The organism is Streptomyces sp. NPDC006012, assembly GCF_042871185.1.
GTDB lineage: Bacteria > Actinomycetota > Actinomycetes > Streptomycetales > Streptomycetaceae > Streptomyces.
In genome coordinates, this window is record NZ_JBIAIE010000002.1 from 43,690 (window position 1) to 55,940 (window position 12,251).

General features: G+C 73.3%; 13 protein-coding genes and 1 pseudogene. 3 read left to right on the forward strand and 11 right to left on the reverse strand.

The window, feature by feature from the left end:
- Window positions 1–285: 285 nt before the first annotated feature.
- A complete protein-coding gene (locus ACFYPJ_RS04335) occupies window positions 286–1,053 on the forward strand; it encodes an SCO3374 family protein (protein ID WP_389010280.1) in 768 nt (255 codons plus the stop codon).
- Here ACFYPJ_RS04335 and ACFYPJ_RS04340 read toward each other — a convergent pair.
- The 10 genes from ACFYPJ_RS04340 to ACFYPJ_RS04385 form a co-directional block, all read right to left on the reverse strand.
- The gene (locus tag ACFYPJ_RS04340) at window positions 1,032–1,367 is read right to left on the reverse strand and encodes an Lsr2 family protein (protein ID WP_376537164.1); all 336 of its coding nucleotides are present in this window, start codon (window positions 1,365–1,367) and stop codon (window positions 1,032–1,034) included. The genes ACFYPJ_RS04335 and ACFYPJ_RS04340 overlap by 22 nt on opposite strands.
- Before the next feature lie 239 nt (window positions 1,368–1,606).
- The gene (locus ACFYPJ_RS04345; protein WP_389010282.1) at window positions 1,607–2,140 is read right to left on the reverse strand and encodes an amino-acid N-acetyltransferase; all 534 of its coding nucleotides are present in this window, start codon (window positions 2,138–2,140) and stop codon (window positions 1,607–1,609) included.
- A gap of 9 nt (window positions 2,141–2,149) precedes the next feature.
- Complete coding sequence (locus tag ACFYPJ_RS04350) at window positions 2,150–2,545, reverse strand: BlaI/MecI/CopY family transcriptional regulator (RefSeq protein ID WP_389011572.1); 396 nt, start codon at window positions 2,543–2,545, stop codon at window positions 2,150–2,152.
- Between the two features lie 436 nt (window positions 2,546–2,981).
- On the reverse strand, window positions 2,982–3,161 hold the full coding sequence (locus tag ACFYPJ_RS04355) for a hypothetical protein (protein ID WP_389010285.1): 180 nt from the start codon (window positions 3,159–3,161) through the stop codon (window positions 2,982–2,984).
- Window positions 3,162–3,205: 44 nt separating this feature from the next.
- Window positions 3,206–3,847 (reverse strand): hypothetical protein, encoded by a 642-nt coding sequence (locus ACFYPJ_RS04360; RefSeq protein ID WP_389010287.1) that lies wholly within the window; start codon window positions 3,845–3,847, stop codon window positions 3,206–3,208.
- A 141-nt stretch (window positions 3,848–3,988) separates the two neighbouring features.
- Window positions 3,989–4,786, reverse strand: a complete 798-nt coding sequence (locus ACFYPJ_RS04365) for a type III pantothenate kinase (protein WP_389010289.1) — start codon at window positions 4,784–4,786, stop codon at window positions 3,989–3,991.
- Window positions 4,787–4,790: 4 nt separating this feature from the next.
- Window positions 4,791–5,768: a carboxylating nicotinate-nucleotide diphosphorylase gene (gene nadC / locus ACFYPJ_RS04370; RefSeq protein WP_389010291.1), complete on the reverse strand. Its 978-nt coding sequence runs from the start codon at window positions 5,766–5,768 to the stop codon at window positions 4,791–4,793.
- A gap of 5 nt (window positions 5,769–5,773) precedes the next feature.
- Entirely contained in the window at window positions 5,774–7,714 is a 1,941-nt protein-coding gene (locus ACFYPJ_RS04375; RefSeq protein WP_389010294.1) for an L-aspartate oxidase, read from the reverse strand.
- Window positions 7,711–8,733 carry a pantoate--beta-alanine ligase gene (gene panC / locus ACFYPJ_RS04380; RefSeq protein ID WP_389010297.1) on the reverse strand — a complete coding sequence of 341 codons (1,023 nt, stop codon included), beginning with the start codon at window positions 8,731–8,733 and terminating at the stop codon, window positions 7,711–7,713. The genes ACFYPJ_RS04375 and panC overlap by 4 nt, the downstream gene beginning before the upstream one ends.
- Window positions 8,730–9,689: a Rossmann-like and DUF2520 domain-containing protein gene (locus ACFYPJ_RS04385; protein WP_389010300.1), complete on the reverse strand. Its 960-nt coding sequence runs from the start codon at window positions 9,687–9,689 to the stop codon at window positions 8,730–8,732. Before ACFYPJ_RS04385 ends, panC begins: the two co-directional genes overlap by 4 nt.
- A gap of 234 nt (window positions 9,690–9,923) precedes the next feature.
- On the opposite strand from ACFYPJ_RS04385, the gene ACFYPJ_RS04390 reads away from it, so the two are divergent.
- Window positions 9,924–11,147 (forward strand): threonine aldolase family protein, encoded by a 1,224-nt coding sequence (locus tag ACFYPJ_RS04390; protein ID WP_389010303.1) that lies wholly within the window; start codon window positions 9,924–9,926, stop codon window positions 11,145–11,147.
- 148 nt (window positions 11,148–11,295) lie between these two features.
- Window positions 11,296–11,583, forward strand: a pseudogene (locus tag ACFYPJ_RS04395) (DUF5937 family protein); the annotation flags it as partial.
- 12 nt (window positions 11,584–11,595) lie between these two features.
- Here the strand turns inward: ACFYPJ_RS04395 and ACFYPJ_RS04400 are convergent.
- A complete protein-coding gene (locus ACFYPJ_RS04400; protein ID WP_389010306.1) occupies window positions 11,596–12,228 on the reverse strand; it encodes an AAA family ATPase in 633 nt (210 codons plus the stop codon).
- Window positions 12,229–12,251: the final 23 nt, after the last annotated feature.

Genomic DNA, 12,251 nt, shown 5'->3' on the forward strand with positions numbered 1-12,251 from the left:
CCAACCCGATGGTGCGAGACGATGTTCCCGCAGGCCAGACAGTTACCCTCACCATCAGTACGCCGATGGCGAACGTGAGACGGTCCGTTCTGCGCGTCGCCCCTTCCCACTAGGGATGTCTTACCCGCAGGGACTGACACTCCATGCGGAGCGCCCCGGTTCCCTCCGCTATGGGCGAACAACCTTGCGCCTGCTCGGGCCTCACACGCCCCCTCTTCCCGCACTCTGCGCAGCCACCTGGATACCTAGCGTAACCTTCAGGGGGCTTCGGCTGTTGCGCTTGGCATGGCTGGCACCGTCCCCATGGTCCCGTCCCCCCGTCGCCCCGCCGAGCCGGACTCACGGGCCCGGCACTGGTACGAGAACGCGCTGGGGTGGGCCACGGTGCCCGGCGAGCCGCTGCGGCTGCGCACGGGCGTGCGCTTCGACGTCCTGGACGTCCCGGCGGAGGCGGGCGGCGCGGCCCTCAGACACCTGGCGCCGGGCTCCCCGGTGGCCGTCGGCGGTGGCCGGATGCGGTTCCTGGTGGCCGCGGGCAGCGCGGAGGAACTGCCGGGGCTGCTGGAATGGCTCGAATGGGGCTCGCTGCCGCTGGATCTGCTGGCGCTCGGTGCGGACGGCAGCCTGGAGGCGCCGGCTCTCCCGGGGCCCGGTGCGAGCGGACCGCGACCGCTTCCCGCCGACCGTGGCCGACCCGCACTGCCCGCGCACACGCTCCCGGCACTCGCGGTGTCTGCGGTCCCGGCGCCGCGGGCCGCGCGGTCCGTACGTGCTTCCTGTCCCGTACCGCGGGCCTGTCCCGTGCATGTCCACGGGCCTGTCCCCTGCGCGACGGCCCCCTGTCCCGTGCAGGGGGCCGCCGTGTGGTTGCGGCCCCCCGAGCCGGGGTGCGAGGCAGAGACCTCGCTGCCGACGCTGTCGGCCGTGGGGGGCGGTGGGGGCGCCCCCGATCTCGTACGACTGGTGGACACGGTGGCGGCTCACTGCCACCGGATCCGGCTGCGGCGCGGGTGCGCCGGGCCTGCTGCTGTTCAGCCGTTGGCCTTCTCGTAGGCCTCGCGGATGGACGCGGGAACGCGGCCACGGTCGTTGACCTCGTAGCCGTTCTCCTTCGCCCAGGCACGGATCTGCGCGGTGTCCTGGCTGCCGCCGGCCGCGGCGCGGGCCTTTCCACGTCCGCCCGAAGCACGGCCACCGGTACGACGACCGCCCTTCACATAGGCGTCGAGAAGTCCCCGCAGCTTGTCCGCATTCGCGGTCGTGAGATCGATCTCGTACGTCTTGCCGTCCAGCGCGAACGTCACCGTCTCGTCCGCCTCGCCGCCGTCGAGGTCGTCGACAAGAAGGACCTGAACCTTCTGTGCCACCGGATTTCCTTTCATCGATAACGGAGGGCTCGGGGTCTGCGGCGTCCGCCGTTTCGCCGCCCCTTGTTATATGCAGTACTGCAGTACGTCGGAAAGCAAACCGCTTTTGCGGGAAAAACACAAACCCCCGGGAGAGACTCCGGGGTGCTCCGCAGACCGGAAACATGCGCGTTTCGGACATAGGGAACCTGGGCAACGCCGGAGGCGTGGAATACCGGACAAGCCCCGGCGATCGACGATCACAGATGCAGAAGCATCCGGCTGTTGCCCAAGGTGTTCGGTTTCACTCGTTCGAGACCGAGGAACTCCGCGACGCCCTCGTCATAGGAACGCAACAGCTCCGCGTAGACATCGGTGTCAACGGGCGTCTCACCGATCTCCACGAAGCCGTGCTTCCCGAAGAAGTCGACTTCGAAGGTCAGGCAGAATACGCGCCGAACACCGAGCCACCGGGCGGTCAGCAGCAACTTCTCCAGCAACTCGTGACCGACGCCGGCCCCCTTCAGGCCGGGCTTCACGGCAAGAGTGCGGACTTCCGCGAGATCTTCCCACATGACATGCAGGGCACCGCAGCCGACCACCTCGGCGTTGTCGTCGCGTTCCGCGACCCAGAACTCCTGGATGTCCTCGTAAAGCGTCACGGTCGCTTTGTCGAGCAGGATGCGCTCACGGGCGTACGCGTCAAGGAGGCGGCGCACGGCCGGGACATCGCCGGTCCGGGCCCGCCGGACGGTGATGGCTTTTGCGGTGGCTTCGGGACGCTCTGCTGACATGAGCGGACGCTATCGCCCGCCGTCTCCCTGCACCGAGCCGGGGTTCTCGGCCCCGGTATCGGAGACGGTATCCCCGGTTTCCGGGCCCTGGACGATGCGGACGGCGTCCCTGAGGGCCCGGCGCTGTTCGTCGCTCATCATGCCGAAGAAGGCGACGAGAGCCGCCGCCGGGTTGTCGCTGTGCGACCATGCGTCGTTCATCAGGGCGGCCGCGTAGGCGGCCCGGGTGGAGACGGCCGCATATCGATAGGCCCGGCCTTCGGCCTCGCGGCGCACCCAGCCCTTCTGATGGAGATTGTCCAATACGGTCATCACCGTGGTGTACGCGATCGACCGTTCCCGCTGAAGGTCTTCCAGGACTTCCCGAACGGTCACCGGGCGGTTCCACTTCCACACCCGCGTCATGACCGCGTCTTCGAGTTCTCCCAATGGGCGAGGCACACCTCAGAACACTAGTGGGAGAACCCGCCAATGGCGTGCTGGACGGGCACTTTTAGTGACATAGGCGATCAAAAAGGGTGCCGTTGCTGTCCGCGCGGGGTTTGGCAGGGGGCGCACCTGAGGGCTGGGGCGGCCGGGGAGGCCGAGAGAGCCGCGGGGGCGGAACGGGCGGGCGCGCGCCGCCAGGGATGCCGGGAGAGGCGGGGCGGATCGGGTGGACGCCGCCGTCCGGGCCTGGTGGGCTGCGCGCCGTGGGCGCCGAGTGCTCCGGCCGGGGGTGGAGTGCGCCGAGGACTCAGGCGATGTGTCCGCGGCGGCGGGCGGAGCGCCCCGAGGGCGCGGACGGCGGCAGCTCCGCGGTACCGAGCCGGCCTCGGGTGCCGCTGCGGCGCCGGGCAGGTCAGACCTCGGAGCGGGCGGACGCCTGTCGCACTTCCTCCGCGCGGGCGAGGGCGGCGTCGACGGCGGCGTCCTCCTTGGCCTTGGCGGTCCCGCCCTGGGTCTTGACGATCACCCGGACCACGCCGATGAAGAAGATGGCCATCACGACGGGGGGCACGAGCGCGGAGACGTAGTCCATGGCCCCAGAGTAGCCACGGGCGGGCGCCGGGCGGGGACCGCCCCTCACCCGGCGGCGAGCCGCTGGTGAGGGGGACCGGGGTTGGCGGGGGGCTTGGGCGGCTTGCGGCGCGGGAAGACCTCGCCGGGGGTCGGGATGGGCCTCGACGGCTTGCGCGGGGCGGCGGGCCGCGGCCGTTCCGTGGGGCGCTCCGCCGGCCGTTCCCGGGGCTTCTCGCCCTGCTCGCCGTTCCCGCCCTTCTCCCCGCCCGCGCCGCCGGGCAGCGCCATCAGCCGGGCGCTGCGGCGGGAGGCGGGGACGCTCGGCACGGCCGCGCCGGTCCCGCGCGTGCAGCGGTCCAGCAGGGCGGCCGCGGCGGGGTTCCCGCGCAGCGCACCGAGTGCGGCGAGGTCGTCGGCCGCGGGCCGGTGCCCGGCGGCGAGCGCCTCGTCGAGCAGTGCGAGATAGCCGACGACGGTGCCGGGCAGGGCGGCGCGATAACGGGCGAGGTCGGCCACCAGGAAGGCGCGCAGCCGGGCGGCCTCGCGCATCACCTCGTCGAGTGACCCGGCGAGGTGGAGACAGTCCTGGACGTCCTCGGCCGAAGCAGGGCCGGGGTGGAGGGCGAGGGCGAGAGCGCGGCGGAGCACACGCAGCTCCTCCGCACCGAACGCCATGCCGCCGCGGGATCCGTAGGGCGTGGGCATGCTCCGACGATACGCACTAATCAGACAAACCGGGAACAAAGGGGCGCGCGTGGCGTGTGCACCCCACCCACCTGGACGCCGTGCCGGCCCGGTCCGCACCACCGAAGGGACGCGGACCGGGCCGGACGGAGCACGGGCGGGTCAGGGCCGGGACACGTTCCGCTCGTACACGAGGCGCAGCCCGATCAGCGTCAACCACGGCTCGTGCTCGTCGATGACCGACGACTCGCCCAGGACCATCGGCGCCAGCCCGCCCGTGGCGATCACCGTGACGTCGTCGGGGTCGTCGGCCAGTTCCGCGGCCATCCGGCTCACCACGCCGTCGACCTGCCCGGCGAACCCGTACACGATCCCCGCCTGCATCGCCTCCACGGTGTTCTTGCCGATGACGCTGCGCGGCCGGGCCACCTCGATCTTCCGCAGTTGCGCGCCCTTGACCCCGAGGGCGTCGACGGAGATCTCGATACCGGGCGCGATGACCCCGCCGATGTACTCCCCGCGCGCGCTGACCGCGTCGAACGTCGTCGCCGTGCCGAAATCCACGACGACCGCCGGACCGCCGTACAGCTCGACGGCCGCGACCGCGTTGATGATCCGGTCGGCGCCGACCTCCTTGGGGTTGTCGGTGAGGATCGGCACGCCGGTCTTCACCCCGGGCTCCACCAGCACCGCGGGCACGTCCCCGTAGTAGCGCCGCGTCACCTCGCGCAGTTCGTGCAGCACCGACGGGACGGTCGCGCAGATCGCGATCCCGTCGATGCCGTCGCCCAGTTCGTCGCCGAGCAGCGGATGCATGCCCATCAGCCCCTGGAGGAGCACCGCCAGCTCGTCCGCCGTGCGGCGGGCGTCCGTGGAGATCCGCCAGTGCTCGACGATGTCTTCTCCGTCGAACAGACCCAGCACGGTGTGCGTGTTGCCCACGTCGATCGTCAGGAGCATGGCCTTACTCCGCCTCGCGCAGGTCCAGGCCGATGTCCAGGATCGGCGACGAATGGGTCAGGGCACCGACGGCCAGGAAGTCCACGCCGGTGTCCGCGTACGCCCTGGCGTTGCCCAGCGTCAGCCGGCCCGACGCCTCCAGCAGCGCCCGCCCGGCCACCAGGGCCACCGCCTCCTCGCACTCACCGGGCGTGAAGTTGTCCAGCAGGATCAGGTCCGCGCCCGCGTCGACGACCTCGCGCAGCTGGTGCAGGGTGTCCACCTCGACCTCGATCGGCACGTCCGGGAACGCCTCCCGTACGGACGTGAAAGCCTGCCCGACGCCGCCGGCGGCGACCACGTGGTTGTCCTTGACGAGCGCCGCGTCCGACAGCGACATGCGGTGGTTGACCCCGCCGCCGCAGCGCACCGCGTACTTCTCCAAGGCCCTGAGGCCCGGCGTCGTCTTGCGGGTGTCGCGCACCCTCGCCCGGGTGCCGTCCAGGGCGTCCGCCCACGCGCGCGTGGCCGTCGCGATGCCCGACATGCGGCACAGCAGGTTCAGCGCGCTGCGCTCGGCCGTCAGCAGGTCACGCGTGCGCGTGGTGACCGACAGCAGCGGCTGCCCCGCCGCCACCCGGTCGCCGTCCTCCACGTGCCGCTCGACCTCGAACTCGTCCGCGCAGACCACCGAGAGCACGGCCTCGGCGACCCGCAGGCCCGCCACCACGCCCGCCTCGCGCGCGGTGAAGTCGGCGGTGGCCCGGGCGTCCTCGGGGATGGTCGCGACGGTGGTCACGTCCACGCCGCCCGCCAGGTCCTCCTGGACGGCGACGCCCGCGATGTCCTCGACCTCCACCGGGTCGAGCCCGGCGTCGGTCAGGAGCTGGGCGAGCGCGGGGTCGAGCCCGCACTCCAGGTATGCCTCGTCGCCCTCACCGCCGCAGGCGCAGCCGTCGCCGCAGCCACCTGTCGGGGCGAGGGGAAGGTCGGGGGTGCTCACTTCTGTCACTGCTCCTGGGGACGGTACGGCCGGGTCGGGGGGAAGTCTGCGGTGTCGGTGGTGCGCACGGCCAGCGTGCGATCCGGATTCAGCCGTACGACGATGTGGCGCCGCCAGCCGTCGTCGTCGCGGCCGGGCCGGTCCTCGCGCCAGTGGCAGCCGCGGGTCTCCGCGCGCAGCCGGGCGGCGGCGACCAGGACGCGGGCCACGCACAGGAGGTTGGTGGCCTCCCAGGTGCCGACGCCCGGTTCGGCGGTCTTGCCGTCCTCGTCGAGGGCGTCGCGGGCCTCGGTGTCCAGCCGCTGGAGCTGGTCGGCGGCCTTGGCGAGGGATTCCTCCGAGCGCAGGACGCCCGCGCCGTCGGTCATGATCCGCTGGATCGCGAACCGGGCCTCGGACGGGAGCAGCGGGTGCGCGGGGCGGTCCGGCCGGGCCGGGCGGTCAGGACGGTCAGGCTGGTCCGGACGGTCCGGTCGCCCGGCGGCCTCCGGCCGGGGCGGGGTGGGGCCGGGGAGCGCGGGATGCGCGGGATGCGCGGAGAGTGCCTGCTCCCGGTGGTCCGCCTGGTCCGTCAGCTCCGCGTGGTCCGTCTGATTCGTGTGATCCGCCCGCTGCGCGCGGTCCGCCGCGATGTCGGTGGCGATCCGCTCGGCGTAGACCAGTCCCTCCAGGAGCGAGTTGGAGGCGAGCCGGTTGGCGCCGTGCACGCCCGTGCAGGCGACCTCGCCGCACGCGTACAGCCCGGGGACCGTGGTGCGGCCCCGGGAGTCGGTACGGACGCCGCCGGAGGCGTAGTGGGCGGCCGGGGCGATCGGAATCGGCTCCCGGACCGGGTCGATGCCGTGCGCGCGGCAGGCGGCCAGGATCGTCGGGAAGCGGTGCTCCCACATGTCGGCGCCGAAGTGCCGGGCGTCGAGGAACATGTGCTCGGCGCCCTGCTCCTGCATCCGGCGCGTGATGGCCTTCGCGACGATGTCCCGGGGCGCCAGCTCGGCCATTTCGTGCTGCCCGGTCATGAAGCGCACCCCGTCGGCGTCGACCAGATGGGCGCCCTCGCCGCGCACGGCCTCGGAGACCAGCGGCTGCTGGCCCTCCGCGTCGGCGCCGAGGAACAGCACGGTCGGGTGGAACTGCACGAACTCCAGGTCGGAGACCTCGGCGCCGGCGCGCAGGGCGAGCGCGACGCCGTCGCCCGTCGACACCGACGGGTTGGTGGTCGCCGAGAACACCTGGCCCATGCCGCCGGTCGCGAGCACCACGGCCGGGGCGTGCACGGCGCCCACGCCGTCGTGCTGGCCCTCGCCCATGACGTGCAGGGTCACGCCCGCCGTCCGGCCGTCCGCGGCCGTGAGCAGGTCGAGCACGAGCGCGTTCTCGATGATGCGCACGCCCGCCCGGCGCCCGGCACCGTCCTTGGCCGGGAGCGCCTCGCGCTCGCCCTCCCCGACCGCCTGCACGGCCTCCACGAGGGTCCGGGAGACCTCCGCGCCGGTGGCGTCGCCGCCCGCGTGCGCGATACGGCGGCGGTGGTGGCCGCCCTCCCGGGCCAGCTCGATGCCGCCCTCGTCGTCCGTGTCGAAGTGGGCGCCGGTGGAGATGAGCCGCCGGACCGCGCCGGGGCCCTCGGTGACGAGGATCCGTACGGCCTCCTCGTCGCACAGGCCGGCGCCCGCGACCAGGGTGTCGTCCAGGTGTTGTTCGGGGGTGTCGCCCTCGCCGATCGCCGCCGCGATGCCGCCCTGCGCCCAGCGGGTGGAGCCGTCGTCGAGCCGGGCCTTGGTGACGACGACGGTGCTGAGGCCGGCGGCCTCGCAGCGCAGGGCCGCGGTGAGACCGGCGACGCCGGAGCCGACGACCACCACGTCCGCGGTGATGGACCATCCGGGCGCGGGCGCGTGCAGCCGTATGCCTGTGCTGTTGCCGGTGCTGGTGCCTGTGCTGGTCACGAGGCGGCTCCGAGGGGTCCGAAGGTGAGGGGGAGGTTGTCGATCAGCCGGGTCGCGCCGACCCGGGCGGCCACGGCGAGGACGGCCTCGCCGGTGAAGTCGTCGTCGATCTCGGTGAAGTCGGCCGGGTCGACGAGGGCGAGGTAGTCCAGCTCCAGCGGCGGGTCGTAGTGCACGGCCTCGTCCAGGACGGTGCGGGCCGCGACACGGACAACCGCCGCGGCTCCCGGCACGGCCTTGGCCACGGCGTGTGCGTCGGCGGCCGCCCGGGACTCCCCTATGGCGCTGAGCGCCTCGGCACGCGCGCGCGTGGAGGGCACTTCGAGGGCACGCGCGCGCAGCGCCTCCTGCGCGGCATGCCGGTCGCGGCCCGCGAACAGGGCCCGGGACAGGGTGAGCGCCGTGCGCCGCTCGTCGATCGAGAGGTAGCGGTTGCGGCTGGACAGGGCGAGGCCGTCGGGTTCGCGCACGGTCGGTACGGCGACGACGTCGACGCCGAAGTTCAGGTCCCGCACCATGCGCCGGACCAGGGCCAGCTGCTGGGCGTCCTTCTGTCCGAACAGGGCGATGTCGGGGCGGGTGAGGTGGAGCAGTTTGGCGACGACGGTGAGCATGCCGTCGAAGTGCCCGGGCCGTGCGGCGCCCTCCAGCCGCTCGCCCATGGGGCCCGCGGTGATGCCCACCTGGGGCCGGCCGCCCGGGTAGACCTCGTCCACGGAGGGCGCGAACACCGCGTCGGCGCCGGCCTGTTCGGCGATCTTCAGATCGGCGTCGAGGGTGCGCGGGTAGCGGTCCAGGTCCTCGCCCGCGCCGAACTGGAGCGGATTGACGAAGACGGTGACGATGACGCACCCCTTGCCGCCGACGCGCTCGCGCGCCGCCCGGACCAGGGTGGCGTGGCCCTCGTGCAGCGCGCCCATGGTCATGGCGACGGCGGTACCGCCCGGCACCGCGAACCGGTCGCGCAGCCGTGTCAGGTCGTCGGCCGTGGCGGCGAGTTCGAAACGGCGGCGGGTCATCGGTCTTCCCCGTTCCCGGTCAGGTCGGTGCCGTCTCCGCCGTCCCTGCCGTCCCTGCCGTCAGCGAGCACCCCGAGCAGGTCCTCGGCGAGTTCCGGCTTCAGCAGCCCGTGCGCCAGCGCCCGGTCGGCGGTCGCGCGGGCCATCGCCAGATAGCCGGCGAGGCTCTGCGGGGCGTGCTTGCGCAACTCCGCGACGTGCGCGGCGACCGTGCCCGCGTCCCCGCGCGCGACGGGCCCGGTCAGCGCCGCGTCGCCGGAGCGCAGGGCGTTGTCCAGGGAGGCGCCGAGCAGCGGGCCCAGCATCCGGTCGGGCGCCTCGACACCGGCCGCGCGCAGCAGCTCCATGGACTGCGCGACCAGGGTCACCAAGTGGTTGGAGCCCAGGGCGAGCGCCGCGTGGTAGAGCGGGCGCTTTTCCTCGTCGACCCATTCGGGCTCGCCGCCCATCTCGATGACGAGCGCCTCGGCGGCCAGCCGCAGTTCCTCGGGGGCGGTGACGCCGAACGAGCAGCCGGCCAGCCGCTGCACGTCCACGGGGCTGCCGGTGAAGGTCATCGCGGGGTGCAGCGCGAGGGGCAGCGCGCCCGCGCGCAGGGCCGGGTCCAGCACCCGCGTGCCGTACCGCCCTGAGGTGTGCACGAGCAGTTGCCCCGGCCGTACGGCGCCGGTCTCCGCCAGCCCCGCCACGAGGCCCGGCAGGGTGTCGTCCGGAACGGTGAGCAGGACCAGGTCGGCGCGGCGCAGGACCTCGGCGGGCGGCACGACCGGCACGTCCGGCAGCAGCAGCGCGGCGCGGCGTCTGGAGGCGTCGGAGACCGCGGAGACGGCCGCCGGGTGGTGTCCGGCGAGTTGCAGGGACGCGGCCAGGGCCGGACCCACCCGGCCGGCACCGACGACGCCCACAGTCAGCCGCGCTGGGCGGTCCTTGAGGTCTGGCTGTTGGTCTGTATCCACGCGACGGTGACCTTCCCGTTCCAGTCCGCTCCGGGTACCGGACGATTTCTCGTCATGTTAACGCGATCGGGTCGAGGGCCGGCCGGTCGTCCACAGGCTGTGGGTTTCCGTACCCCGGACGACGCGGGCCACCCGGAGTATCCGGACCACTCGGACCACTCGGAGTACGCCGCGCACCCGGAGCAGCCGGAAATGAAGCTGCCCCGCACAGCGGGGCACGGCATGATCCGGGGCATGAATGACACGGCCGGGCAGGACGAAGGCCCCTCCGAGCAGGAGCAGGAGCAGGAGCAGCAGGAACAGCAGGAACAGCAGGAACGGCTGCGGCAGCGGCGTACGGCGGCGAACCGGAAGGCACGGCACGCGCTGGCCCGCGCGAGCATGCGGGCCACGATCCGCGAACGGCTCGAAGAACTGCGGGAGGCCGGCCCCGAGGTGTACGACCTGGACGAACAGGTCGACATGTACGGCGACCGGATCGTCGCCGCGCTGGAGGACCGGGTCGCCGCGCTGCTGGGCACGGAGGCCGCCGCGTTCTTCCCGACCGGCACGATGGCCCAGCAGGTGGCCCTGCGCTGCTGGGCGGCCCGCACCGGCAACACCGCGGTCGCGCTGCACCCGCTGTCGCATCCCGAGGTGCACGAGCGGCACGCGCTCAGCCAGGTCGCCGGCCTGCGCCCGGTCCATGTGACCAGTGCGGCCCGGCTGCCCACCGCCGAGGAGATACGCGCCCTGGCGGAGCCCTTCGGCACGCTGATGCTGGAGCTGCCCCTGCGGGACGCCGGTTTCGTCCTGCCCTCCTGGGAGGAGCTGACCGAGGTCGTGGCGGCCGCCCGGGAGCGGGACGCCGTGGTGCACTTCGACGGGGCCCGGCTGTGGGAGTCGACCGTCCGCCTCGGCCGCTCCCTGGACGAGATCGCGAGCCTGGCGGACAGCGTCTACGTGTCGTTCTACAAGTCCCTCGGCGGCTTGAGCGGCGCCGCGCTCGCCGGCAGCAGGTCGCTGGTGGAGGACGCCAGGGTCTGGCGGCATCGGTACGGCGGCGCGCTGTTCCAACAGTTCCCGGCCGCGCTGTCGGCGCTCGTCGGGCTGGAGCGCGAGCTGCCCCGGCTGCCGGAGTACGTACGGCACGCGCGCGTGGTGGCCGGCGCGCTGCGCGAGGGGTTCGCCGCGGCCGGCCTGCCGTGGGCGAGCGTGCACCCGGAGGAGCCGCACACCCACCAGTTCCAGGTCTGGCTGCCGTACGAGCCGGACGTGGTCGCCGAGGCGGCGGTACGGCAGGCCGAGGAGACCTCGGTCGCCCTGTTCATGAGCCTCTGGCAGTCCGGCGGCCCGGGCCTCGCCGTCACGGAGGTCACCGTCGGGGCGTCCGGCCTGGAGTGGACGGCACAGGACGTACGGACGGCCGTCGCGGAGTTCGCCGCCCGGCTCCCGGAGAGGGCCTCGCGGGACTCCTGATCTGGCCCGGCGCCCGGGGTCGTGCCGGCCCGGCCGCCACCGGGATCGGGCCGGGACCGGGTCAGGATCGGGCCGGGACGCCGCCGTCGGTCGACGGCGGCTCTCGGTCGACGGCGGCGTTGTCAGTGGCGGCGTGCACCATGGGGGCATGAGCGTGCGCATCGACATCGCCGGGCTGCGGCCGGAGCGGATCGTCGTCGCGCCCTCGCCCCTGGCCGAGTTGGGCATGGCGCTGCACGCGCTGGCGGAACCGGGGCACCATCCGGGTCTGCGCGGCTGGGCGACCGACGTGACCGCCCGGCTCGACGCACACCTCGCCGACCGGATGTGCGAGGCGGACTTCCTGTGGCGGACGACGTTCTCGGACCTGTTCATGCCGTTCGCAGGCATCCCCCGCGCCGTCCCGGGCACCATCCTCGCCGAGGAGCTGGACCTGGCCTGGCCCGGCTCAGTCCAAGCGGATGTGCCGCAGCCCGACGCCGGCCTGCCGTACCCGGGTCCGCAGCGGGCCCTCGGTGTTGGGCTGCAGCGTCAGCCCGGCCAGCACCGCGATCCGGTCCGCCGTCTTGGGCACCGTGGAGTGGTCGGTCCACAGATGCTCGGCGAACTCCGGCTCGCGCAGCCGCTCCAGGCAGTGGTCGAGCTGCTGGACGGCCCAGCTCTCCCGGCGCAGCCCGGCGTTCTTCCCGGCGACGTACCGCAACAGGTGGCCCGGGCCGCGCTCGCGCAGCCGCTTCAGCACCGTCTCGCGCTCGGCGAGCAACGTGAAGTGCCGCACGTCGTGGCCGAGTTCGCGCAGTCGGCCGACCGTCTCGGCGAAGTGGCCGGAGTCGGTCACCGTCATCGGCGCGATCACGACGCCGTCGTGCTTGCTCAGGGCGAGGCCGAGCACCTCGACGACGCCCTGCCGCCAGGCGGCCAGATCCTGGAAGTCCGCGCGCAGTTCGGACGGCAGCATCCGGCGCAGCCCGAAGCCGGGGTGCTCGGGGTCGCAGATCACACTGCCGGGCAGGCGGCGCTGGATCTCGTGCGCGGTCTGTGTCTTGCCGCCCCCGAAGGGGCCGTTGATCCACAGGAGCATGCGCAAGACCCTATCGATGCCCT

Bases quoted from the DNA above. Each gene is read 5' to 3' on its own strand.
- ACFYPJ_RS04335 (WP_389010280.1), top strand. From the start codon at position 286: ATGGCTGGCACCGTCCCCATGGTCCCGTCCCCCCGTCGCCCCGCCGAG.
- ACFYPJ_RS04345 (WP_389010282.1), bottom strand. From the start codon at position 2,140: ATGTCAGCAGAGCGTCCCGAAGCCACCGCAAAAGCCATCACCGTCCGG.
- ACFYPJ_RS04350 (WP_389011572.1), bottom strand. From the start codon at position 2,545: ATGACGCGGGTGTGGAAGTGGAACCGCCCGGTGACCGTTCGGGAAGTC.
- ACFYPJ_RS04355 (WP_389010285.1), bottom strand. From the start codon at position 3,161: ATGGACTACGTCTCCGCGCTCGTGCCCCCCGTCGTGATGGCCATCTTC.
- ACFYPJ_RS04360 (WP_389010287.1), bottom strand. From the start codon at position 3,847: ATGCCCACGCCCTACGGATCCCGCGGCGGCATGGCGTTCGGTGCGGAG.
- ACFYPJ_RS04365 (WP_389010289.1), bottom strand. From the start codon at position 4,786: ATGCTCCTGACGATCGACGTGGGCAACACGCACACCGTGCTGGGTCTG.
- panC (WP_389010297.1), bottom strand. From the start codon at position 8,733: ATGACCCGCCGCCGTTTCGAACTCGCCGCCACGGCCGACGACCTGACA.
- ACFYPJ_RS04390 (WP_389010303.1), top strand. From the start codon at position 9,924: ATGAATGACACGGCCGGGCAGGACGAAGGCCCCTCCGAGCAGGAGCAG.
- ACFYPJ_RS04400 (WP_389010306.1), bottom strand. From the start codon at position 12,228: ATGCTCCTGTGGATCAACGGCCCCTTCGGGGGCGGCAAGACACAGACC.